Source organism: Pediococcus cellicola, assembly GCF_001438655.1.
In the GTDB taxonomy this organism is placed as follows: Bacteria; Bacillota; Bacilli; order Lactobacillales; family Lactobacillaceae; genus Pediococcus; species Pediococcus cellicola.
Map to the genome: position 1 here is coordinate 22,965 of NZ_JQBR01000002.1, position 21,705 is coordinate 44,669.

General features: G+C 39.1%; 24 protein-coding genes and 1 other annotated feature. Of the genes, 6 read left to right on the forward strand and 18 right to left on the reverse strand.

Features of this window, described 5'->3' with window-relative positions; translation table 11 throughout:
• Positions 1-86 precede the first annotated feature (86 nt).
• Positions 87-644, reverse strand: coding sequence for a hypothetical protein (locus IV80_RS01950; RefSeq protein WP_057748731.1), 558 nt, complete (start codon positions 642-644; stop codon positions 87-89).
• Positions 645-846: 202 nt separating this feature from the next.
• On the opposite strand from IV80_RS01950, the gene IV80_RS10150 reads away from it, so the two are divergent.
• Complete coding sequence (locus IV80_RS10150) at positions 847-993, forward strand: hypothetical protein (RefSeq protein WP_164481576.1); 147 nt, start codon at positions 847-849, stop codon at positions 991-993.
• A gap of 238 nt (positions 994-1,231) precedes the next feature.
• Positions 1,232-1,473, forward strand: a binding site (T-box leader).
• Between the two features lie 71 nt (positions 1,474-1,544).
• Positions 1,545-2,927 (forward strand): branched-chain amino acid transport system II carrier protein, encoded by a 1,383-nt coding sequence (gene brnQ, locus IV80_RS01955; protein ID WP_057748734.1) that lies wholly within the window; start codon positions 1,545-1,547, stop codon positions 2,925-2,927.
• Between the two features lie 124 nt (positions 2,928-3,051).
• Here the strand turns inward: brnQ and rpsN are convergent, their stop codons facing one another.
• The 3 genes from rpsN to recQ form a co-directional block, all read right to left on the reverse strand.
• The gene (gene rpsN, locus IV80_RS01960) at positions 3,052-3,321 is read right to left on the reverse strand and encodes a 30S ribosomal protein S14 (protein WP_057748737.1); all 270 of its coding nucleotides are present in this window, start codon (positions 3,319-3,321) and stop codon (positions 3,052-3,054) included.
• A gap of 1 nt (position 3,322) precedes the next feature.
• Entirely contained in the window at positions 3,323-3,445 is a 123-nt protein-coding gene (locus tag IV80_RS10140) for a putative metal homeostasis protein (protein ID WP_162259292.1), read from the reverse strand.
• A gap of 142 nt (positions 3,446-3,587) precedes the next feature.
• Entirely contained in the window at positions 3,588-5,372 is a 1,785-nt protein-coding gene (recQ, locus tag IV80_RS01965) for a DNA helicase RecQ (protein WP_057748738.1), read from the reverse strand.
• A 157-nt stretch (positions 5,373-5,529) separates the two neighbouring features.
• Here recQ and IV80_RS01970 point away from each other — a divergent pair, with 157 nt between their 5' ends.
• Positions 5,530-5,919, forward strand: a complete 390-nt coding sequence (locus IV80_RS01970; protein ID WP_057748741.1) for a hypothetical protein — start codon at positions 5,530-5,532, stop codon at positions 5,917-5,919.
• Positions 5,920-5,937: 18 nt separating this feature from the next.
• Here IV80_RS01970 and IV80_RS01975 read toward each other — a convergent pair whose 3' ends face one another.
• From IV80_RS01975 to IV80_RS02000, 5 genes are all read right to left on the reverse strand, one after another.
• A complete protein-coding gene (locus tag IV80_RS01975; protein ID WP_057748744.1) occupies positions 5,938-6,510 on the reverse strand; it encodes a histidine phosphatase family protein in 573 nt (190 codons plus the stop codon).
• A gap of 107 nt (positions 6,511-6,617) precedes the next feature.
• The coding region (locus IV80_RS01980; RefSeq protein ID WP_236699558.1) for an LPXTG cell wall anchor domain-containing protein at positions 6,618-7,091 on the reverse strand (474 nt) is incomplete at its 5' end.
• Positions 7,092-8,006: 915 nt separating this feature from the next.
• Positions 8,007-8,594: a hypothetical protein gene (locus IV80_RS01990; protein ID WP_057748753.1), complete on the reverse strand. Its 588-nt coding sequence runs from the start codon at positions 8,592-8,594 to the stop codon at positions 8,007-8,009.
• Positions 8,595-8,745: 151 nt separating this feature from the next.
• A complete protein-coding gene (locus tag IV80_RS01995; RefSeq protein ID WP_057748756.1) occupies positions 8,746-9,336 on the reverse strand; it encodes a peptidylprolyl isomerase in 591 nt (196 codons plus the stop codon).
• Positions 9,337-9,358: 22 nt separating this feature from the next.
• Positions 9,359-11,341: an ABC transporter ATP-binding protein/permease gene (locus tag IV80_RS02000; RefSeq protein WP_057748759.1), complete on the reverse strand. Its 1,983-nt coding sequence runs from the start codon at positions 11,339-11,341 to the stop codon at positions 9,359-9,361.
• Positions 11,342-11,540: 199 nt separating this feature from the next.
• Here IV80_RS02000 and IV80_RS02005 point away from each other — a divergent pair, with 199 nt between their 5' ends.
• Positions 11,541-12,506 (forward strand): alpha/beta fold hydrolase, encoded by a 966-nt coding sequence (locus tag IV80_RS02005; RefSeq protein ID WP_057748762.1) that lies wholly within the window; start codon positions 11,541-11,543, stop codon positions 12,504-12,506.
• A gap of 96 nt (positions 12,507-12,602) precedes the next feature.
• On the opposite strand, the gene IV80_RS02010 is transcribed toward IV80_RS02005, so the two are convergent.
• Entirely contained in the window at positions 12,603-13,160 is a 558-nt protein-coding gene (locus tag IV80_RS02010; RefSeq protein WP_057748764.1) for an NADPH-dependent FMN reductase, read from the reverse strand.
• 229 nt (positions 13,161-13,389) lie between these two features.
• Between IV80_RS02010 and IV80_RS02015 the strand changes: the two genes are divergently transcribed.
• Positions 13,390-13,827 carry a hypothetical protein gene (locus IV80_RS02015; RefSeq protein WP_057748768.1) on the forward strand — a complete coding sequence of 146 codons (438 nt, stop codon included), beginning with the start codon at positions 13,390-13,392 and terminating at the stop codon, positions 13,825-13,827.
• 45 nt (positions 13,828-13,872) lie between these two features.
• On the opposite strand, the gene IV80_RS02020 is transcribed toward IV80_RS02015, so the two are convergent.
• The 7 genes from IV80_RS02020 to IV80_RS02050 form a co-directional block, all read right to left on the reverse strand.
• The gene (locus IV80_RS02020; RefSeq protein WP_057748771.1) at positions 13,873-14,262 is read right to left on the reverse strand and encodes an iron chaperone; all 390 of its coding nucleotides are present in this window, start codon (positions 14,260-14,262) and stop codon (positions 13,873-13,875) included.
• 290 nt (positions 14,263-14,552) lie between these two features.
• The gene (locus tag IV80_RS02025; protein WP_057748774.1) at positions 14,553-16,019 is read right to left on the reverse strand and encodes an FGGY-family carbohydrate kinase; all 1,467 of its coding nucleotides are present in this window, start codon (positions 16,017-16,019) and stop codon (positions 14,553-14,555) included.
• Positions 16,003-17,391, reverse strand: coding sequence for a PTS galactitol transporter subunit IIC (locus IV80_RS02030; RefSeq protein WP_057748777.1), 1,389 nt, complete (start codon positions 17,389-17,391; stop codon positions 16,003-16,005). Before IV80_RS02030 ends, IV80_RS02025 begins: the two co-directional genes overlap by 17 nt.
• A 13-nt stretch (positions 17,392-17,404) precedes the next feature.
• Positions 17,405-17,698 carry a PTS sugar transporter subunit IIB gene (locus IV80_RS02035; protein WP_057748780.1) on the reverse strand — a complete coding sequence of 98 codons (294 nt, stop codon included), beginning with the start codon at positions 17,696-17,698 and terminating at the stop codon, positions 17,405-17,407.
• Positions 17,698-18,180, reverse strand: a complete 483-nt coding sequence (locus tag IV80_RS02040) for a PTS sugar transporter subunit IIA (RefSeq protein WP_057748783.1) — start codon at positions 18,178-18,180, stop codon at positions 17,698-17,700. The genes IV80_RS02035 and IV80_RS02040 overlap by 1 nt, the downstream gene beginning before the upstream one ends.
• 16 nt (positions 18,181-18,196) lie before the next feature.
• Entirely contained in the window at positions 18,197-19,051 is an 855-nt protein-coding gene (locus IV80_RS02045) for a class II aldolase (RefSeq protein WP_057748786.1), read from the reverse strand.
• Positions 19,052-19,065: 14 nt separating this feature from the next.
• On the reverse strand, positions 19,066-19,812 hold the full coding sequence (locus IV80_RS02050; RefSeq protein ID WP_057748789.1) for a GntR family transcriptional regulator: 747 nt from the start codon (positions 19,810-19,812) through the stop codon (positions 19,066-19,068).
• A gap of 245 nt (positions 19,813-20,057) precedes the next feature.
• Here IV80_RS02050 and IV80_RS02055 point away from each other — a divergent pair, with 245 nt between their 5' ends.
• Positions 20,058-20,843 carry a Cof-type HAD-IIB family hydrolase gene (locus IV80_RS02055; protein ID WP_057748792.1) on the forward strand — a complete coding sequence of 262 codons (786 nt, stop codon included), beginning with the start codon at positions 20,058-20,060 and terminating at the stop codon, positions 20,841-20,843.
• Between the two features lie 340 nt (positions 20,844-21,183).
• Here IV80_RS02055 and IV80_RS02060 read toward each other — a convergent pair whose 3' ends face one another.
• Positions 21,184-21,582, reverse strand: a complete 399-nt coding sequence (locus tag IV80_RS02060; RefSeq protein ID WP_057748794.1) for a VOC family protein — start codon at positions 21,580-21,582, stop codon at positions 21,184-21,186.
• Positions 21,583-21,705 lie beyond the last annotated feature (123 nt).

Here is a 21,705-nt window from a genome sequence, read left to right on the forward strand (position 1 = left end):
GTTTTCAATCCTGCTGAAAGCAGAAGTGTTTACAGAAAAAACGAGTATCAAAAAAGACAGATCTACTTTAAACCAGATCTGTCTTTTTAATAATTAGTGCCGTCATCATAACTTGGTTTTTGAAACTTAAAGAATTCTGCGTAACTAGTCAGCCACGCGGCTGCTCGCCTTTGTGTGCCAAATTGGCATTTCAATAGTAAACTAATTAATTCATCATCACTTAATTGCTGTGCCTTTTGGGCAACTCTGAGAGTCTGCCGGTCCCAATTTGAAACCACATTTTTCTGAGAATCATGCACGATTTCTGTTAAGAAACCCAGATTACTAACCAAATTTCCCTGATCATTTAAATCACGGTCTTTAAACCATCGTAAAACCTGAATACCGTCACTTGAAAGTGCAACTTGAGTAAACTTCATTTTAGTAATTTCGGCCAAAAACTCAGTATTTGACATCTGCATCAGCGTTCTTGCCGCATTAATTTCACGATTCTGGTAGCGTGGCAAAACATCTTCTTTGGTTTCCAAAGCGCTCATAACTTGGTTTAAATGGCCAAGGGTTGTAAAAAAGCTTTCCGGTTTATGCTGATGGGTTTTAGCCCGCCTTTCAATCCAGTTCAAAAAACGATGGTGGTTGTTAATCATTCATGGCTCCTTTCATGTACATCTATGTCACAAGTTGTTCTCTATACTACTGGTAAATTGTTGCAGCAACATTACCAAGGCTTAAAACTGTGATTACTAACCTCTTACGATCATGCATTAGTTTAATTTTCGTAAAATACATTTGCTTTTTTGGGGCAATTAAGATTACAATAGGAATAACTTATTTTTTAGGAGGAACATCATGAGATCACCTTATAACTCATTCGCAAAGCGTCGTCCCGTTGCTGGTAAACGCGAACGTCGTCGCCGTCAAGCACGGATCGTTGCTATCCAACGTTTCGCTAAAGGCAAGACAGAAGAAATTGTTGATACTCCAAAAGTTAAATAATTGGCTTAATTGCCGTTAAAAGAGACTGAGAAAAATTTTTCTCAGTCTCTTTTTTATCTATTTTCCACACAAATGTTAATCAAGACCATTTTCCTGCTTGGGCCAATCTCATTTTCCACCGAAGGGCTCATTGGTTTGTAACCGGATTCGTTTTTTTCACTCATTCTTATTTTGCGCATTTAAGCTTGACAACTTAAAGTGAATGCTTTAAATTAAGAACATATTATAAACAAATGAGAAATAAGCTGTGAAAAGAAAGTCTTGAAATTTTAGCATTATGATAGCGAGCGCCATCTGGTGAAAGGGCGTTAATGCAAGTTTCAGGAATATCATCTTTGAGCGATGGCTACGAACATTGAGCGGCCATTGGGAGCTCCCATTACAGAGCTAGAGTATAAACCCCTTAGTGCGTACTCGAAAAGGCAGAATTAGTGATAATTCTGTAAATAAAGGTGGTAACACGTTTTTAACGTCCTTGTCGAAATATCATATTTCGATTGGGGCGTTTTTTATTTCACAACTTTTTCTAATTTTAAAAGGAGTGCTTGTATATGAAAGAAAGAAAATTATCCAAAAAAGATTACGTTGTCGTAAGTTCAATGCTTTTCGCATTATTTTTTGGGGCTGGAAACCTCATTTTTCCACTTCATTTAGGTCAGTTAGCTGGTGCCAACTGGTTACCCGCTGCGCTAGGCTTTTTGATTACAGGTGTTTTACTGCCTTTATTGTCCGTCTTAGCTATTAGTATCACTCGCTCTGAAGGTGTTTATGACATTGGCAAACCCCTCGGTCCCGTTTTTGCCCTTATTTTTATGGTTCTTATTCACGGCACAATTGGCCCTCTGTTTGGCACCCCACGTACGGCAACTGTCTCCTTTACTGTGGGACTTGCTCCGCTAATCCCTGCACAGTGGCAAACGCTCGGTTTAGTTATTTTTTCAGCCATTTTCTTTGGCCTCGCATTCTTACTTTCCGTAGAACAAAGTAAGATTGTTTCCAATGTCGGTAAACTGTTGAATCCTGTTTTTCTCTTACTGCTAGCCTTTGTCTTTTTCCTGGGCTTTAGTCATCCCATGGGCACCCCAGCTGATCAGGCAATCACGACTGCTTACAAAACTGGTGCCTTCACCAACGGATTCTTACAAGGCTACAACACAATGGACGCACTGGCAGGGTTAGCCTTTGGTGTCACCGTGGTTACGGCTATTAAGTTTATGGGGAAAAAGAATCCAAACGGAATCGCCTTAGTTACGGCCAGAGCCGGTATTTTCTCGATGGGTTTTGAAGGGCTTATCTACTTGGCGTTGATTTTTCTGGGTGCTATGTCCTTAGGCCGGTTCAAATTAAGCGCTAATGGTGGCATTGCTTTTGATCAAATTGTAAATCACTACCTTGGTGTCGTTGGTCAGTCTATTTTAGCAACTTTGATTACCCTCACCTGTTTAACAACTGCCATTGGTTTGGTAGCTGCTTTTGCACAAGATTTTCACAATCATTTTCCTAAAATCAGCTATAAAACTTGGCTTGCTTTAACCAGTGCTGCCTCCTTTTTGACAGCTAACTTAGGTCTCAATCAGATTATCGCATGGTCCACACCTGTTTTAATGTTCCTGTACCCATTAGCCATCGCCTTAATTCTCTTATCCGTCTTATCACCTTTATTCCAACGTGATCCTGTTGTTTATAAATTTGTGGTTGTTTTTACTGTCATTCCAGCACTATTCGACATGATGGCCGCTTTCCCTAGTGTCGTCAGCCAAAGCGCTTTAGGCCAGGCAATGCATACTTTTCAACAAGCCTACCTGCCACTCGCACAATATGGACTTGACTGGTTAGTTCCCGCACTAGTTGGGATGGTACTAGGTATTGGGGGACACGTCTTAAAACAACATGCCCATCTTCAAACAAAGGTTTCACAGGAAAATCAGGACTAAACAAAAAACGCCTTTTCGCTGAACTTCTTCCCCCGAAGAAGTTCATTTGAAAAGGCGTATTTATTTCTCTCTTTATTTTTCAAAATGACCCTTAATCAATTCTACAACCACCAGTACCAGTGGATTACCAGCTGGCTTTCTTCACACCTGGAATTTGGCCCTCATGTGCTAATCTACGAAAGTTTAATCTGGATAGCCCAAATTTTCGTAAATAAGCGTGTGGGCGGCCGTCCAAGTGATCCCTTCGGTGGATTCGCGTAGGCGATGCATTTCGAGGTAAACGACTCAAAGCTGCATAATCATGCTCTTTTTTTAATTGTTCCCGAAGTGCTGCATACTTGGCTACTGTAGCTTCAATACGCTGTTCTTTAATAATCTTAGACTTTTTTGCCATGCTATACTGTTCCCTTCTTCTGCTTTTTTGCTGCCTTAATTGTTCTTAAAGCTGCTTTCCTCGTTTTTAGACTGGGACTCTTCAGACGACGATAAGCACTTGCAACATCCATTGCTTTTCTCATGTTAAAAGTTCCTCCTATTTTTCAAATCGTAATGATTACCATTTAACCATATTTTCCCACAAAAGCCAACCATTTTGTTTCAGATAAACGAGACCAATTAAAAACACGATCGCGCCATTGGTAACAGGGGCAAATCGTGTTTTTAATTTTCGGCAGTTTCAGCTAAAGTACTTTGATTATTTTTGATAACCGCAATGAATTGTTGTCCATATTTCTCTAATTTTTGACTTCCAACGCCCTTAACTTCGGCCATTTCACTCAGCGTTTGGGGCATCAGTTCGCACATTGCCCGCAACGTTTTATCCGAAAAAATAACAAATGGTGGGACACCTTGCGCTTCGGCCAAGTCACGCCGCAATGCTCGCAACTTAGTGAATAATTCGCTATCTTCCAAAATGTTCGTCTTAATCGGCACAGCCATCTTGCGAAAGACCTGTTCCTTGCCCTGCAGCACCCGTACCCCCGTCGCCGAGAGTGATAATACCGGGTACTGGCCATTAGACGCTCTGAGGTACTCTGAGGCCGTCAAAAAGTCGATCAGTTCGGTCAGTTGTTTCTGCGATTTATTTTTTAGTAACCCGTATGTGCTTAACTGGTCAAAATGAAATTGTTTAATGCGTTGATTCTTGGAACCCGCTAGTACTTGGGCAATTAAAACTTTGCCAAAATTTTCGTGCATTCGTTTCACACAAGACAACACTTTTTGTGCTTCGACCGTAATATCTTGTGAATCACGTTCGTCTAAACAGTTGCTGCACTTTCCGCAAACTGGTCCATTCTCACCAAAGTAATTCAGGATATACTGCTGCAAGCACTGCTGTGTATTCGCATATTGCGTCATATCCTGCAATTTCTGATATTCTCGTCGCTTGTTTACATCGTCCATATCAGATTGGTCAATGAAAAAATGTTGGATTTGTACATCATGTAACTTGAACAACAAAATGACATCACTTGGTAGTCCGTCCCGGCCGGCGCGACCAGCCTCTTGATAGTATGCTTCTAAACTTCCAGGCACCTGCGCATGAATAACGAACCGAACGTTACTTTTATCAATCCCCATACCAAACGCATTGGTAGCAACCATGACACGCTTACGATCATAGAGAAAGTCCTCTTGATTTTGCCGACGTGCATTTTCGCTCATGCCACCATGGTACATCGTGACACTAACTTTATGTTTATGAAGTAATTTTGTGAGTCGTTCCACTTCTTTACGGGTGCTAGCATAAATAATGCCCGCCTCAGTTTGGTTGGCTTTTAAATAATCCAATAAAAAACGGTCACTATTTTGATCTTTAATGACTTGGAAAGAAAGATTGCTTCGGGCAAAATCCGTTTTCACTTCGTGCTCAGGCGCGATGTGCAGGCGTTGCTTGATGTCTTTAGCCACTTTAGGCGTTGCCGTAGCTGTCAGCGCCACTGTCGTCGGCTGACTTGGTAATTGCGCTAATGTGTCAGTTAACCTTAAGTAGCTAGGACGAAAATCATGTCCCCACTGCGAAATACAGTGGGCTTCATCAACTGCAACCAATGAAATGTCCAATTCTTGAAGTTGACTTAAAAAGTAACTCGAATCTAGACGTTCTGGTGCAATGTACAACAGTTTAACCTTTTGTTCGGCAGCCAACTGAAAACGTTGATTCATTTCCATGGTGTCCAAGCTACTGTTGATAAAGGTTGCCGGAATTCCCGTTTCATTTAAAGCATCCACTTGATCCTTCATCAATGCAATGAGCGGCGAAATAACCAACGTTAAGCCCTCAAATAACATAGCGGGAATCTGATAACACAACGATTTACCACCACCAGTTGGCATAATGGCCAAAACATTCTGATGGTGCAAGATCTTGTCGATTACCTGCTTTTGTCCGTCACGAAAGGAATCGTATCCAAATTTTTCTTTTAGTACTGTCTCTGGTGTCATACTTGGCCCTTCCTTTTAATCTCTTACTCCTTATCTTAACGGAAAGTCACCGGAATTGAAACGTGACACCCACAATTCACAAGAAAACGTGACTGAATCTTCGCGAAGCGGTATGATATGAGTACTTAAATAAACTTGTGAAAAGAGGTCAGCAATCATGTCCGAAGCGCATACTTCCCCAAAAAATGATGAATTAGTTAAAAAAAACGAAGCTTTAGAAGCAGAAATTATTAAAAAAACGCAGATTATTAATAATTTATACGCCCGATTCGAAGTTTTGACTCGTCAAGAAACACAGTTGTCTAAAAAGATTAGCCAAGCCACCAAAGAATATGAGCAAGCCAGCGCTGATTTGGCCGCAAAAAAACTAGAGCTGCAAAACAAGAATTTAGATCCGCAACAATACGTCCAATTACAACAACAGATTGTGCAGTTAAATGCTGATAAACAAGCATTGCTGCAAGATTACCAAGAATTACGTGATCGGCCATTAGGACAACGTATTAGCAATAAATTGCCTGCCCGTCATTATGTCCCTAAAGATTAATACGCAAAACTAGCAGGATTAATTTGTGTTCTGGATTACTTCTTCTAATTTAAACACTTCATCTTCATAGCTGAATTTCAAAATCCCGCAATTAGTAAAGCGGGATTTTATCAATTTGGCAGGGTTTTCCCAGGCACTTAAGAAGTTAATGCAGGCCCCAGCGTGTGAAACAGCTAACACGTTGTGATGATCTGGTTTTTGCATAATTTCGGTTAAAACTTTTACCATTCGTTTCTGCACTTGATCCGTAGACTCACCGCCATACGGAACAAAGAAGGTTTGAAACACTTCACGAGATTTGGGATTAAGTGCTTCACTTTCAGCCTCAAAGGCACCAAATCCCATCTCGCGAAGATCTTTCAATCTTGTGTAAGCCAGTTGGCGCTTGGTCACAATTTCTAAAGTGTCCGCACTCCTTTCTGATGTGGAACAATAAGCATGATCCAACTTAACGTTGTTAAAATATTCACTTGCTCGTTGTGCCTGTTCAATGCCTTTGGGGGTTAGCGGTGAATCACACCACCCCTGAATTTTTTTACGCACATTAAAGACCGTTTCTCCATGACGCATCAAATAAAGTGTTTTTGCCATTTTTCTCCCCACTTTTCTAAATTAATTATCTTAAATCTCATAATAGCATTGAATGCACAAAAAAAGCCGGTCAAATTGACCGACTTTTTATTTAGGATCAGGGTTTACTAGAATTCACGTTTGCGACGAGTACCTGCTAAGCCGAATAATGCACCAACAGCACCAACTAAGCCGACGACAGCTACATTTTCGTTAGTAACTTCGCCAGTTTGTGGTAAAGTAGTTGCGTTTGTCTTAGCAACAGCAGCAACAGCTTTACTTGTGCTTGCTTTTACATCTGCACTAGACGCAGCACTAACTGCTTTTTTAGCAACAGCTGATGATGAACCACCATTGTTTGCAACTGATGAGCCACCGTTTGCTTCTGATGAGCCACCGTTGTTTGCAACTGATGAGCCACCGTTTGCTTCTGATGAACCACCGTTATTTGCAACTGATGAGCCACCGTTTGCTTCTGACGAACCGCCATTATTTGCTTCTGATGAACCATTGTTTGCGTTAGACTGTGCAGCTTCAGAAGCTGCCTTTTGTGATGCTAATGTGGACATGTTTGGTCCAAAAACAGCATTACCATCTTTTACNTGAACCACCGTTATTTGCAACTGATGAGCCACCGTTTGCTTCTGACGAACCGCCATTATTTGCTTCTGATGAACCATTGTTTGCGTTAGACTGTGCAGCTTCAGAAGCTGCCTTTTGTGATGCTAATGTGGACATGTTTGGTCCAAAAACAGCATTACCATCTTTTACAGCTGCGTCAATACCAGCTTGATTTGAAGCTTGTGTTGACTTGTTTGGTCCAAGATTATTTGCAGCATCTTTGCTATCTTGTGCAGCCTGGCTTGAAGCTTGTGTTGATTTATTTGGTCCAAAAACAGCATTACCATCTTTTACAGCTGCATCAATACCAGCTTGATTTGAAGCTTGTGTTGACTTGTTTGGTCCAAACTTCTCGTTTCCCAAAACTGTTGCACTTGCATATGACTCAGCTTTTTCCGAAGCTTCTGTTGACTTGTTTGCTCCAAGATTGTTTGCAGCATCTTTGCTGTCTTGAGCTGCTTGATCTGAAGCTTGTGTTGATTTGTTCACACCATATACAGCATTGCCGTCTTTAACAACTGCAGCCTTTGCAGCATTTTGTGAAGCCACCGTTGACTGGTTTGGTGTGCTAGCAACAGTATCAGCATGTACCTGAGTTGCACTTGCCCCTAATGTTAAAGCAGCAACTGCAGCGCCAGCGTATAAAACTGACTTCAATGTATTCTTCTTTGCCATGTAAAACCCATCCTAGAAAATTAACAAACAAATTTAGTAGATTAATTCCATAAACCCTGTATTTATGTACCGTAACTAACCTACTTCACTACGTAGTGTACCTCATAAATAATGTTTTGGCAAGATAATTTAGGGGGTGTCACTTTATAGAAAAAAGAGCCAGATCCTTAAAACAAGCGTTTTCATTGGTTTTCAAAAGCTTATGTTACAAAAATGTAATATTAATACATAAGATCAAACTTACCTTTGGTGTTCACTTCGTAATCGTGTACTTGCACTAGCTGGCCATTATCGTCCGTTTTGTAAGCGCCAACTTCAAAAACTTTCTTTTGCGAGACTCTGCTTATTTTCACTTTAATAAATTTATATTTTTTGACTTCTTGTTCCGTACCTTGCTTATCGTAATAGTTCTTAACAATTGCAACAGCTTTTTTACTGGTCATCCCAGCAGTTTTCTTCTTTGAACTTGCTTTTTTGGCGCTTGATTCTTTCTTTTGTTGAGCTTCTTGCGTATTCGAATGTCCCCAGAATCTGTTTTTAACCGTCTGAACAACTTGTGTGGTTCTTCCCCAAAGATCAAGACTAGGTAAGCTCTTTTGTGGCAAGAAATGCCCGTACCCCAAATCTCCGGCTAAAATAAGTACCAAAACTATCAAAATCAATCGGGTTCTTTTAATCACGTGATCCAATGCATTTACGGCATGACGTCCTACTTTTTGCCGAGCATATTTTGAATAGGAGATATAGAAAACAACTAGAACTAACAAAATTAAAGCGCCTATTCCCCAAGCAATCACCTTATAATTCATAGCACTACCTCCACTATATCGATAACAGAATTAATTATATCAGTTATCTATCTGGAGTAAACGACTTTTTTGGTTATTTTACAACCTTGCGTCCTCAACCTAGGGAATTAAAAGAAGCGTAACGTCCTCTAACAGGACATTACGCTATTTGCTACTTATCATTTTCAATCAAAATACTTTTAATTGTGACATCTTCATTGGGTTTATCTTGGGCATTGCGCGCAACTTTACTAATTGCTTCTACAACATCCATCCCTGTCACAACTTGGCCGAACACCGTGTGGCGATGATCTAGCCAAGGAGTGCCACCGTTTTTATAGGCTTCCACAATTTCTTCTGGATAGCCAGCTTGTTGCATACTTGGAACCATATCAGGTTGAATATGTTCATTAGACACAATGAAGAATTGGCTGCCATTCGTATTTGGACCAGCGTTAGCCATTGATAAGGCACCCTTTAAATTGAAGACTTCGTTAGAAAATTCATCTTCAAATTCGTGACCGAAACTGCTTTGACCACCAGCACCTGTACCAGTTGGATCGCCGCCTTGGATCATAAAATCAGGAATGACACGATGGAAAATAATACCATCATAGTATCCTTGTTGTGCTAAAGTTACAAAGTTCTCCACGGCTTTGGGTGCCTGTTCTGGAAAAAGTTGGATGGTGATTTCACCATGATTAGTTTGAATGGTCGCCTTTGGACCAGTTGCTGTAGATAAATCAAGTTGTGGATAAGTCATTATTTTCTCCTTTTAAATTAAATTAGTCTGCCGACAAGGCATCAATGGTGTTTAACCGTGAAGCACGCCGGGCTGGTAACAAGGCCGCGATAAACGAAATCACAATCGCAATAATCACCGTTGTGATCACATTCCCCCAGGTCACTTGAACCATATTAAATTTCACAATACTGTACAGGACTTGGTTCAGCCAAATACTTACTCCCCAAGCAATAATTAGCGCTAGGGCTGCTGAAAACAGACCAATAAAGACTGATTCAGCCGTAAACAGGCGACGAATATCTTTTCGACGTTCCCCCAACGCCCTTAGAATTCCAATCTCTTTGGTTCGTTCAGATACTGACATATACATCGTCACGATGATCATGAGTGCCGAAACAATCAAAGAAATGCCTGCAATTGAGGCCAGGATTATTGAGGCAACCGATACATATTGGTTCACTGTATCTAGAATATCGCCAACTGTGATGGCCCCCATCACATACTTGCCATTCTCTTTAATGTTGTTAACCTCTTTGGCAACCTTTTTGACTACTTCAGTATTAGCCGCATTCAAAGAGACAAAATTTGCATCTGTGGACGCATTACCCTTCTTGAGCAAATCACGCATTGTTTGGTAACTCGTCGCCGTTATGGCACCGGCTTGCCCCCCGTTGGCAAAACCAACCACTTTTAGATTAGCACTTATTTGCACGGGATTATTATGGGCATCAATCCAAGGAATACTTAGCTTGACCGTTTTTCCCAATAACTGCTTATAGGTTTTATCACTAGTCAAGGCAATGGCTTGCGACTTATCGATCATAATTTCGTTATGACCTGGTTTGTGTCCCGTTTTTACGGTATCTTTCGCGTATGCATTGGTCCAACTCTGAAATCCAGAACCATTTTGACTCTTCTTATTATAGGAAAGCGTAAAGTTACTAAATTGATAACCAGGTTCAACTTTATCCACATTTTTCAGAGATTTTAGTTTGTTTACCTGACTATCTTTTATCAGCAACTTCGACGGATTATTTGCATACTCACTAATGGATTGCTGTAGCTTCGTCATACTTGATTTTTTACCGCTCGGATTTTTCAAGACCGTGACGGCCTGCGGATTTACCATTGATGTAATTTGGTCTTGAATAAAGGAATTAACTCCGTTTCCAAGCCCGCTAAATAGCAAAACGGCAAATAACCCAATGGCAGTTCCCAGCATAATCAAAGAATTACGCCAAAAATTAAAGGAAAGATGTTGAAAAGCATTTCGATAACTCGAAACCCGGGATAAAACTTTGGGTTTGAACGCCGGCTCTTCTTTTTTGACGGGATAGGGTGCCTTTATCCGTTTATCGTCATCAATTTTGCCATCCACCAGATGTACAATACGTGTGCCGTGATCGGCTACTTCTTGAGAATGAGTCACCGCAATGACTAATTTTCCCTGAGACGCAATGTCACTTAAAATTTCTAAAACTTCAGCCGTATTCACCGAATCTAAAGCACCCGTGGGTTCATCGGCGATAATGATTTCAGGATCACTTGCTAAAGCCCGAGCAATTGCGACACGTTGCTTTTGTCCACCAGAAAGTTGATTTGGGTGTTTCTTAATTTGATCACCTAAGCCAACCTGCTGTAACAATTCAATGGCTCGCTTTTTCCGCTCACTCGCATTCAAAGTTGTCATATTTAATGAAACCAAGACGTTATCCACAATGTTTAAGTGGCTAATTAAATTATAGGATTGATAGATGTAGCCGATGGTTCCACGGCGATAATCATCTAATTGTTTTTCTTTTTTATGATCGAGTTTCTGACCATCAAAGATCACTTGACCTTCAAAATTACGATCAAGTCCCCCAATGATGTTCATTAAAGTTGATTTTCCCCCACCAGACTCCCCAAGAATGGAGACAAATTCGCCCAGCTCAAAATTTAAATTAATACCGTTTAATACGGGAAATTCTTCTTTACCTAAATAATAAGATTTATGAATATCATGCAGCTCAAGAAATGCCAAGGTATGTGCCCCTTTCCTGCTTGCCTAGCAACTTACAAACTTTACATAGAACGGTAGCTAACTATATAGAAATACCCGGTCTGTGTCAATTAGAAACACCCGCGAAACAAGAAGTAATCGCTTTTATTTTCGTTGCATCCTCTTGTAATTCTCTTTACACTTAATATAGGTAGTTTTTTAGTCAAAGGAGGTCTTATTTTTGGCAAATCATAGCATCCACTTTCACGACTATATCCAGTTAAACGGCATTCAACAATGGGTGACAATTTCTAGTACTTCACGGGCCAATCCTATTTTGTTGGTCATCCATGGCGGTCCGGGGTCAACCTACTCGATGTTTGAAGATGCCACACAACAATTTGCACGCCAATTCACGGTAGTGCACTGGGACCAACGTGGCGCTGGCAAAACCTATCGTAAACAAAAAGTCGTTCCACGAAACTTGCAAACTCTAGTGGAAGACGGCTTAACCCTTACTCAAAAATTAAAACGTGTCTTCCCCGATGTCCCCATCATTTTATGGGGCAGTTCAATTGGCAGTATTCTTGCTAATCTTATGGTCCAACAAGGCGAAAATCTCTATGATCTGTATGTCGCAACTGAGCAGATGACACAAGATTCTCATCAGTTTGCCTATGACCAGTTGTTAGCTGAAACGAAGCATCAATCTTTACGCCGCCATTGGTTACAAAAACTGCCGGCAGATGCGCATCACTGGACGGCAAAGCAAATCAATCAATTCAACATTTTTTCAGCTATCCAAAGGTCGGACGTGCCGAATATGGTCACAACCTTATTTATAAAAAATATGCTTCAAAACCGAGACTACAGTTGGCAAGATTGTCTCGCATTTATTCAAGGAATGCGGGCATCTTATCGTGCACTGCATAAAGAGCTAGATGCCTTTGATTATCGTCGGCTTTTGACCAAAATTGGTATGCCATTCGTGATTTTTCAAGGTGCACATGATCCAATTACGCCTGCACAGGCAACCCAACGCTATTTTGATCAAGTGCAAGCCCCGGTTAAAAAGTTGTTCATTGTTCCGGGAGCGGGCCATTTGTGTCTTTTTGCACGACCCAAAGAAGTAAGCGAGTTACGGCGTCTAGTCTTCGCCAATAAGTATGACGATCGCGGATGTCGTCCCCGCAGAAATCTCGCTTAGATCTAGGGAGACGTTTCAAGGATAATTTGACAAAAAAAGCCCAGCAACCTCTACCAATCTTGGTAAATGGTTTGCTGGACGTTTTGTTTTTATCAGTTACTTCTTGTAACGATTGATTAAACGTACAAAGGTATCCATCGCACTTTGTAAGAAACCAAGGGTGCCTTCATTTGTAATCTTCAAATTATCATCCAAGATATTTGTGACATTACCTAAGTAGACTTCTGGTTGTTGAACCACTGGCATGTTCAAAAATACTAAGGATTGACGTAAATGATGGTTTGCACCAAAACCACTAATAGCACCAGGAGAAACACTCAAGATAATAGCTGGTTTCTTATCCCAAACACTCGCACCATATGGACGTGAACCCACATCAATGGCATTCTTCAAAACACCCGGAATGGAACGATTATATTCTGGTGTTGCGAAAATAACAGCATCAACACTTTGTACTTCTTCACGGAATTTCTTCCAGTTTTCTGGTGCCCGGTTTTCATCATCTAAATCTTGATTATATAAATCAAGATCACCGATATTAATTTCCTTAACTTCATAATCTTTAGGCAAAAGCGCTGCAGTTTGTCTGGCAACGGCTCTTGTATATGAATTTTTACGTAAACTTCCGACAATTAATCCAACTGTTGTTGACATAGGTAATCCCTCATTTCTTATTTACTATTTGTAAGTATAACGACTTAGAACCAAAAAAGCCAATATTTATTCTCGACCATATTAAAAATTTAACGACCTCTTACTCCCGTTCGTTTGCGTCACTCCTTTTTCTGCAACCTAAGCTGAAATTCTATTTCTTTAATGATTTTTTTAGGCAATTGCGCTATGCTCTTTTTAATAAAATTAACTTCGTCGTGGAGGCGTTAAAATGAAAATCTTCCGTTATGTCACACGCATGCTTACACAAACCATCTATACAGTCCTGCTGATCTATTTTTTTAGTGCAGATAATAATTTTGAATATCATTTCACCGTCAATTGGTTCATCATTTGGCTGGGCGTTTCCTGGTTTTGCCAATTCTATTTAATGCACTTTCCTAAGTTACTAATTGGACCCGATTCCTCTATACAACAACTAGGCGCTAAGCAGCGACTTGCTGACCACACACGCAATCATAAGGCCGATAAATGGGGCACCACAAATACCTACAATTTAGGTGACACCATTGATTCGGCTGAAACCGAATCTGACAGTCTTGTCTATAGCGTAATGGTGCACTTGGTTTATAACCTTTTAGGACCTCTAATCTTCATCATTATCTTTGGTTTTCACTGGTATCAAAAAAATCACGATCCAAAAAAATAAATCGTATTCCCAACTGGGAAACAGATTTATTTTTTTCACCTCATTTTAGTTTTTGCCTCGAACCACCGGACGCCAAAATTTATCAACTTTAGCTTTGTCCTGAATGTTAAATTCAATCATTTGTTTCAATAGTTCATAATTAAATGGCTCACCCCATGGCATCCGTACGATTCCCTTTGTGTGATCAATTTTGGCAGCCTTTAAATCAGCTTCGAAATGACTAATTCCAGCTTCTTCAGGTGTAAATGCTAAATGCTTTTTTGAAACACTAAAACCAATAATAAACGTACCGTGGTCAGTAAACATCGGTTGATTCCAAGCGATTCGTGTTTTTAATTGCGGAAAATTATCACTTACCCAGAAGAGCACTTCTTTCACACGCGCACGGTGCTCAGGATCATCGATCGCATGAATAAAATCCGTAAAAGTGTCCATGCTAAGGCACCCCCTACTAGTTATTTTGAGGCCAGTATACCGTATTTGGCTCTGGCTTCCTAATAAAAGAAACTGAAATTTTTTCAACAGAGCTGTTGTAGAACTAATGCTTATTTTTTGAAGTATAAACGCTTAACCAAAAAGGCCATTTGAAATTCATTTCAAATAGCCTAATTTTTCATAAAAGCCTGATGCAATCATTTAAATATGGTAATGATCTTTAATTGGTTTTAAAGGGGGACTACGCGCTACTTTAATTTCAAATCATTTCTACATCCAGCCGTTAAAATCTAACACTCAAATTTGATTTTTGTTTCATACAGCGGCTTATATTGATGCTCATAAATATCAAGAATCTTTCGTACCAAATTATTTGATTGTGGAAAATAATACTTTCCAGGAGTGACACTTTCAACCTTATAGTCGTTATCCGCCGTTAACGCAATCACATTTGCACCTCTTGACACGGCCTCTGGCGTATCCATTGCCTTAACATTAACATTTAACAAATCAGCTCTTAATTGCACCCAGAGTGGATCCTTAGTCGCTGGTCCAATAAGCTTAACTTCTCGGACCTCATTTTCTGTGAGCGAATCTAAGGCATGCTTTAACTCAAAGGTCAATCCCAAGAATAAGCCAAACACTAGCTCTTTTAATGACGTTTCATTGTCAATACCATACCATAGTCCCTTCGTATTTATAGATTTAAACGGACTACCACTACCACTGAAATGTGGAATAATAAAATTAATACGATCAAAAGAAATATTTTCTTTCATATAATCCTGATTCACATCATTTACCAATTGCATAAATTGGTCTGAAGATAATTTATAGTTTTTCATGAACCATTCAATAACCGAGCCAGCAGATGGCAGTGCTGTAAATATGGTATTATATGCAGGATTTACATAAACACCATATGCAACTCCTTTTTTGACATCATCCGTTACCATATTTAAAGATTTAGAAAGTAGTAAAACTGCTTCTGTCGTTCCGGTCGAATCCAGTAATTCACCTTGTTGTTGTCTACTTGAAAATGAGCCAACCATATGATCATGACCCGCAATAGTTACACCAACATTCTGAGAAATTCCCAACTCGTTTGAGACGTCTGGCAATACCCTGCCTATGATCATACCTGCAGAATATATTTTAGGAAACAAAACCTTATTTATACCAAAAATTTTTTTAACCTTGTCAGACCATTTTCTCTTTTTCACATCTAAAACTTGAGTACGACTCGCAATTGAATACTCTGTAGCCTTTTTACCAGTAAAACGATAAACTATATAATCTGGGATACACAGCCACGTATACTCTTGGGAAGAATCAACACCATTATTGAACAGCCACCGAATTTTACTTGCTGAGTAGTGAGCATGAGGTGGAATTCCTGTAATGCCATATATAGATTGTCTTTCTGCCTGTGATAATGCATCTATAACGTCTTGTGATCTAGTATCAAACCAAGCAATCATTTGAGAAGCTTTCTTTCCGTGCTCATCAATCAGCACACCTGCCTCACCAACACTGGCAATCGAAATTTTTGTTATTGAGCTTTTATTGGAGAGGTCAAAACTCTTGATAGTTTTTTTGATAGTCTGTACAAGTTTATCTGGATCAAAGTCCGTCATTTCACCATTAACATTTTTGGGCGTTCTGAACTTTTTCTGTTCTAAGGGTTGAGTAGTTGTTGCATTCTCCCAAATTGACACTTTGGTATTAGTAGTGCCGACATCAATTGTCAGATTCATTCGTACTCTCTTTGTCGCTTAATCCGTATACAGTTTTTTTAGTAACTCTGTATAACCACCAAATAATCAACCCAATTACAGGGATCAGGATTAAAGCAATAGGACTTAATTCAAATATTTTAACGAGCCAAAACCGCAGTGGATTTCCACCATCCAAAAAACTTGTTACAGATGTACTTTTGGCTCCTGCATAGTTTACATTTCGCGCCATTTTAGTAATAACTCCAGCTAAGTTTGAAGAAATATATAAATCTCCAATTATACATGGAATACCAATAATCACCGAACGAAAAATATCACCATGATTAGCAAGAACAATCATTGATACAAAAACCGCGAGATTTGCCAAATCAGCTAAAGGAAGCGTACCATTACCCGGCAAAACAAATGCCAATCCAACTGCAATCGGAGTTAAGAGTAACCCTGTAGAAATTACTGCGGGATTACCAATTGCAACCGCAATATCTAAACCAATGTACAAATCTCCACTGTTTTTTATATGCTTATTGAGCCACCCTTTGACGGCTTCGGAGATTGGAATAAGTCCTTCCATCAAAATACGCACCATACGAGGAAGGATAAACATAACAGCACCCATGTTAACACCAATGCTTAAAATTTTATTGACTGGATAACCCGCAAGAATTCCCAATAGAAGGCCAAGGATAGTACCAACCATCAAGGGTTCACCCATAATACCAAAACGTTTTTGAATGCTTTCTGGGTTAATATGAATTTTATTCAAACCTGGAATGTGATCAAAAATCAAATTGCCCAATAGACCGATCGGCCAAAATGTGATTGAGGAAACTGTTGGCAAAGAAATCCCGGTCAGTCCAAAGTACTTTTCCCCAAGAGGAGCTGCCCAGTCAGCCATTTTAAAGACAATTACCGTAATTATTGCGGAAGCTAAAATTCCTAGCCAAAAGCTACCCGTCACGTAATAGACAAGGGTTCCCGCAAGAGCAAAATGCCAGTAATTCCACAAATCCACATCGACTGTTTTGGTCCACTTAAATGCAAGCATAATGACGTTAATAACAATAGTCATAATAATAACAAACGGTGCAAGCGGAAGCCCCCAAGTAATTGCAGATAGTGCTGGCCAACCTAGATCAGCATGTGGCAAGTTAATGCCTATGTGTGCAACCATTGCTTTTGCGGCCGGTCCGACGTTATCTGATAAGATGGTCATAACAGCGTTAATACCTACAAAACCCACCCCTACAGTTAAAGAAGAACGAAGCGCTTTGGAAGCTTTCATCCGGAAACATAACGATAATACAAAAAGAAATAGTGGTAACATAACGGTTGCGCCAAGTCCGAGTACGTACTGAACGCCTCCGTTAAGAGTGTTTGCTAAACCTGTCATTTACTTCACCCCCTCACTTTTCAATCTCCTTCTTAATATCATCTAATACTTTGTCAGCCCCAATACCTGTAATCAACGGCAACGCACGAATTACGGGTATTCCTGTCTCGTACGGAACTTCAGTCGTTGCCACAATCAAGTCAGCATCGTTTTTGTCATACTCTGGTAAAGATGCAACATTTGTTTGAACATAATCTGCATCTAATCCATTTTCGTGCAAAAAATCCATTGTCTTTTCCGCCACAACTGTTGAAGTGGCAATTCCCGTAGCACAAACAAACAAGATGTTTTTTTTATTGTTAGCCATTATAATTCCTCCAGAATTGCTTTTCTTACTTGTCTCGTAATTTCGTCATTAGACGCTAATGCAAAACTCTGTAACAAATCTTGATCTTGGACAACGGACATGATGCGCTTTAAAATGTTTAATTGCTTATTAGACTGTGCTAACGAAAGGAGAAAAATAATTGAAATTTCTACTTTTTCATTGGTTGTTCCCATTACCGTCATTTCAATTGGTTTCTTTAAAACCGCAACTGATACCGCATTATTAATTACATATTTCGGATCTGTATGAGGAATCGCAACACCTACGGGATTAGTTGGTAACCCAGTAGGAAATTTGATTTCTCGATCCTTGACAGCTTGGGGATACTCTTTAGTCACTAATTTCTTGTCTAATAAGTTTTTTGACAACTCATCAATAATCTGTCCAAAATTAAATCCGTCATCGATATGCTTCACAAAAGATACATCAAACGAAATAGAATTCACCTTTTTTTCGTGCATGATCTGAACACCTTCCTTATTTAACTTTTGTCAGAGAGTTTTGATTCATCACCTGGATTTTTTTATAAACTACTTCTTCAACTGCTTTCTCAGCGTCTAAACAAACATTTACTAAATCAAATCTATTAGGTTCTTGTTGATAATCTTTCCCAGCAGCCTTGATATACGCTGTACGTAAATCGCTTGCCACATTTATTTTAATAACTCCATTGTCTACCATTTGAGCAATTTGCTCGTCTGGAATACCTGAAGCTCCATGAAGTACTAGTGGAACAGGACAAACTTCTTGGATCTTCTTTAATAATGGAAAATCAATATTGGGATCCAAATTAAGGCCATGAACATTGCCAACAGCAACTGCTAGAAGATCCACACCTGTTCGCGAAATAAAATCTACAACTTGTGTTGGATCTGTCTTACCATTACCTTCAGTGACATCATCATCTTCTTTACCAGCAATTGCGCCTAATTCAGCTTCTACAGGGATACCATAGCCCTTAGCATATTGAACTGCCTCAAAAGTATGTTGTACATTCTCATCATAGTCATACTTAGCGTTATCAGTCATTACTGAACCAAATCCCGCTTGGGCAGCAGAACGAACTGCTTCAAATGACTTTCCATGGTCTAAATGCAACGTTACAGGCGTATCCATTGTTTTAGCCTTGCGAGCAACCATATCGTAAATATAGTCGTATCCTGAAACCGGAATATTTGTCGGAGCAATTTGGATAAATGCTGGGATACCACTCTTTTCAACTGCATCTAAAATACCAATTGTTGTTTCCAAATTTGTAGTGTTAAATGCACCTGCAACAACGTGACGTTCTTTTATAATATTAATGAGATCAAAACCATTTATTAGTGGCATAAATTAAATTCCTCCTAATTTCCCCTACGTTGTAACGTAGTTGTTAAAAAATATTTATTAGCTTTAAGCCACACCGACCCATATTCTATCGGCTTATGATTTGGCATAAACACAGTTTGCTGTACTTTAAGTATCGGCGAAGACGCAGGTAAATTCAGGAGATCTCCCCTTTTGTTTCCAACTGTGAGTGCCTCATAGGTACTCATTGCAGAATCAATTGATTTACCTGTGATACCCTCTATTTCTGCAAACAAACTTACATTGTTAAAATTCTTTTTTTGTATACCGGGACAGATATTAATGTTTACACGATTTTCAATCAACATTACCTTTTCTCCTCGAACAGATCTTAACCGCTCGAGATACAAAAACTTGTCTCCAATTGAAATATTTAGATGCTCGGCAATTTCTTTGTTTGCTGATAGTAAATCCTGCCTAATAACTTGTGTATCATAATTCAAATGCTGCATGTCAAGCGTTTCAGCAAAGGAATATAACTTTCCTCCTAATGGGTAAGCAACGTCAGGATTCGTAACAAATGTTCCCTTTCCATGAATCTTGGTTAATCTGCCTTCTTTTATCAGGACATCGAGAGCCTTTCTAACTGTTCCTCGACTTACTTTTAATGTCATACAAAGTTTGGGCTCTGAATCGATTTGATCTCCGTCTTGCAAATCACCATTGTACATTTTATCCCGCAATTCATTTGCTATTTGTGCATAAACGGGAATCATTGATTGCTTATTGATTGAAAATTGCATTTGCACCACCTCAGTATATGGACAACTAAATACATGTGTGTAACACAGGGTACCTCTGTGAACAAATTCAATTATGAAGCGCTTTCTTTGATGTTGCAACCGCTTTTCCGGCTAAAAGAAAATATCTTGTACACATATTTATATATCTATACACACAATATGGAACTATTTACTTTTTTATCTTGACTCAATAACAAATAGATAATATATTTACTTAAATGACTATTAGTTTGGAAGCGATTTTTATGAAAAAATATAAAGCAGCAGTCTTCTTTGATTTAGACAAAACGTTACTGAGCCCTCAAAAACATGTGTACAAAGAGAATATAGAGGCTATCAATAAGCTCAAAAATAATGGGATTCTTCCAGTCATCAGTACTGGGAAAAATCAATATGAACTTAATGAGATCATCAAAGAGAGCGGTATTAAGACAATTGTGGGATCAAATGGTGCCGACTTATTTATTGGCAATAGCCATCTCTATCAAGTACCAATATCTACAGAAATTTTAGAGAATATTTCATTGGAAGCATACAGAGACAATATTGCTTTGGCCTACCATAGTTCAGCTGGCGTGGCAGTTTCACTTAACAATAAATATACGAAATCTTTGTTCACTGAAATGCATCGGCCAATACCTCCCGTTATTCCAGAATATTATTACACTCATAAAATACTTATGTTGCTTGTTTTCATTCCTGCATCAAACAATCTTCTCGAGTTAAAGTATCGCAAGAAGTTTATTAACCTCAATTTTATGAGAAATTCTAAAGTCACAATTGATACCGTTGCACAAAAAATATCCAAAGCATACGGTATAAAAAAATTACTTTCATTACCCGAACTGTCAGGAATTCACACATTTGCATTTGGAGACGGAGACAACGATATTAGTATGCTCAAAAGTGTTGACACCGGCATCGCTATGGGTAATTCATCAACCAATGTAACAAAAGTAGCTGATTATATGACTGACGACTACCGATCAAATGGTATTCCTAAAGCTCTTTCGCATTTTAATTTAATATAAAAATCATCCTTTAGAGTCAAATCCACTTTAGAAACATCATACAAATGCAAGGGCCCTTAAAATTAATCCGATCAGAAAAACTCAATTTACAACCAGGTTTTGCCAAATGCATTTTAAAGAGCTAAATCTTAGTCGCCCATTCAGCTTGAAAAACAAAAAGACCTGTTTCTTTATGGATATTAGAAACAGGTCTTTTCATCTTGAAAGTATTTATTTTTATCTAATACGTCGTATTACATTGTAAACAAACAGAGAAAAATGTACTCTTCATAATCATACATTGCACTTATTACTCATTTATAAACTAATGTGCTTCGTATTGGAACCTCTTTTTCAGTAATTACATTGCCATCCACGCCGCCGACAAAATGTTGCCATCTGGATCTTTGACTTCCAATTCATACATCTGTTCTTCAGGCATTCCTAGTTCAACGTGATAAAAATCGCCGCCGTTTTCTTTAGCAGTTTGGGCAAACTTTTTCACTTCTTCAATACTATCCATACTCAACGCGGTCATCGAACCACTAACTTCTTGCGTGTTCGCCACTAGTTGACAACTTAAAAATTGTTGGTAGAAATCGTGTGTTAACAACATAATCCAAATATTGTCATCCCACATCATTCCCGCACCATTTTCGTCAGAGTAATCCATATTTTGCTTAAACCCAATTGCTTCGTAAAACTTAATGGAACGCTGCATATCAGTGACCGGTAAATTAATAAATACCATTTTTGCCATTGCTTTATCCTCCCAGGAAGGTTCATCGTAAGTCCGCATTTTCGCTTTGGTTATAAAAACCATAAATTATTTCCTTATAGCGTCATTATGACATAACCTAAAAACGCAGGCAAAGAAAGTGCC

Excerpts from the sequence above, each read along its gene's own strand:
- IV80_RS01990 (WP_057748753.1), bottom strand. The coding sequence starts at position 8,594 with ATGAATTATAAGGTGATTGCTTGGGGAATAGGCGCTTTAATTTTGTTA.
- IV80_RS02040 (WP_057748783.1), bottom strand. The coding sequence starts at position 18,180 with ATGCACGAAAAAAAGGTGAATTCTATTTCGTTTGATGTATCTTTTGTG.
- brnQ (WP_057748734.1), top strand. The coding sequence starts at position 1,545 with ATGAAAGAAAGAAAATTATCCAAAAAAGATTACGTTGTCGTAAGTTCA.
- IV80_RS02060 (WP_057748794.1), bottom strand. The coding sequence starts at position 21,582 with ATGGCAAAAATGGTATTTATTAATTTACCGGTCACTGATATGCAGCGT.
- rpsN (WP_057748737.1), bottom strand. The coding sequence starts at position 3,321 with ATGGCAAAAAAGTCTAAGATTATTAAAGAACAGCGTATTGAAGCTACA.
- IV80_RS02045 (WP_057748786.1), bottom strand. The coding sequence starts at position 19,051 with ATGCCACTAATAAATGGTTTTGATCTCATTAATATTATAAAAGAACGT.
- IV80_RS02025 (WP_057748774.1), bottom strand. The coding sequence starts at position 16,019 with ATGAATCTGACAATTGATGTCGGCACTACTAATACCAAAGTGTCAATT.
- IV80_RS10150 (WP_164481576.1), top strand. The coding sequence starts at position 847 with ATGAGATCACCTTATAACTCATTCGCAAAGCGTCGTCCCGTTGCTGGT.
- IV80_RS02050 (WP_057748789.1), bottom strand. The coding sequence starts at position 19,812 with ATGCAATTTTCAATCAATAAGCAATCAATGATTCCCGTTTATGCACAA.
- IV80_RS02015 (WP_057748768.1), top strand. The coding sequence starts at position 13,390 with ATGAAAATCTTCCGTTATGTCACACGCATGCTTACACAAACCATCTAT.
- IV80_RS02010 (WP_057748764.1), bottom strand. The coding sequence starts at position 13,160 with ATGTCAACAACAGTTGGATTAATTGTCGGAAGTTTACGTAAAAATTCA.
- IV80_RS02020 (WP_057748771.1), bottom strand. The coding sequence starts at position 14,262 with ATGGACACTTTTACGGATTTTATTCATGCGATCGATGATCCTGAGCAC.
- IV80_RS01950 (WP_057748731.1), bottom strand. The coding sequence starts at position 644 with ATGATTAACAACCACCATCGTTTTTTGAACTGGATTGAAAGGCGGGCT.
- IV80_RS01995 (WP_057748756.1), bottom strand. The coding sequence starts at position 9,336 with ATGACTTATCCACAACTTGATTTATCTACAGCAACTGGTCCAAAGGCG.
- IV80_RS02055 (WP_057748792.1), top strand. The coding sequence starts at position 20,058 with ATGAAAAAATATAAAGCAGCAGTCTTCTTTGATTTAGACAAAACGTTA.
- IV80_RS01970 (WP_057748741.1), top strand. The coding sequence starts at position 5,530 with ATGTCCGAAGCGCATACTTCCCCAAAAAATGATGAATTAGTTAAAAAA.
- IV80_RS02030 (WP_057748777.1), bottom strand. The coding sequence starts at position 17,391 with ATGACAGGTTTAGCAAACACTCTTAACGGAGGCGTTCAGTACGTACTC.
- recQ (WP_057748738.1), bottom strand. The coding sequence starts at position 5,372 with ATGACACCAGAGACAGTACTAAAAGAAAAATTTGGATACGATTCCTTT.
- IV80_RS01975 (WP_057748744.1), bottom strand. The coding sequence starts at position 6,510 with ATGGCAAAAACACTTTATTTGATGCGTCATGGAGAAACGGTCTTTAAT.
- IV80_RS10140 (WP_162259292.1), bottom strand. The coding sequence starts at position 3,445 with ATGAGAAAAGCAATGGATGTTGCAAGTGCTTATCGTCGTCTGAAGAGT.
- IV80_RS02035 (WP_057748780.1), bottom strand. The coding sequence starts at position 17,698 with ATGGCTAACAATAAAAAAAACATCTTGTTTGTTTGTGCTACGGGAATT.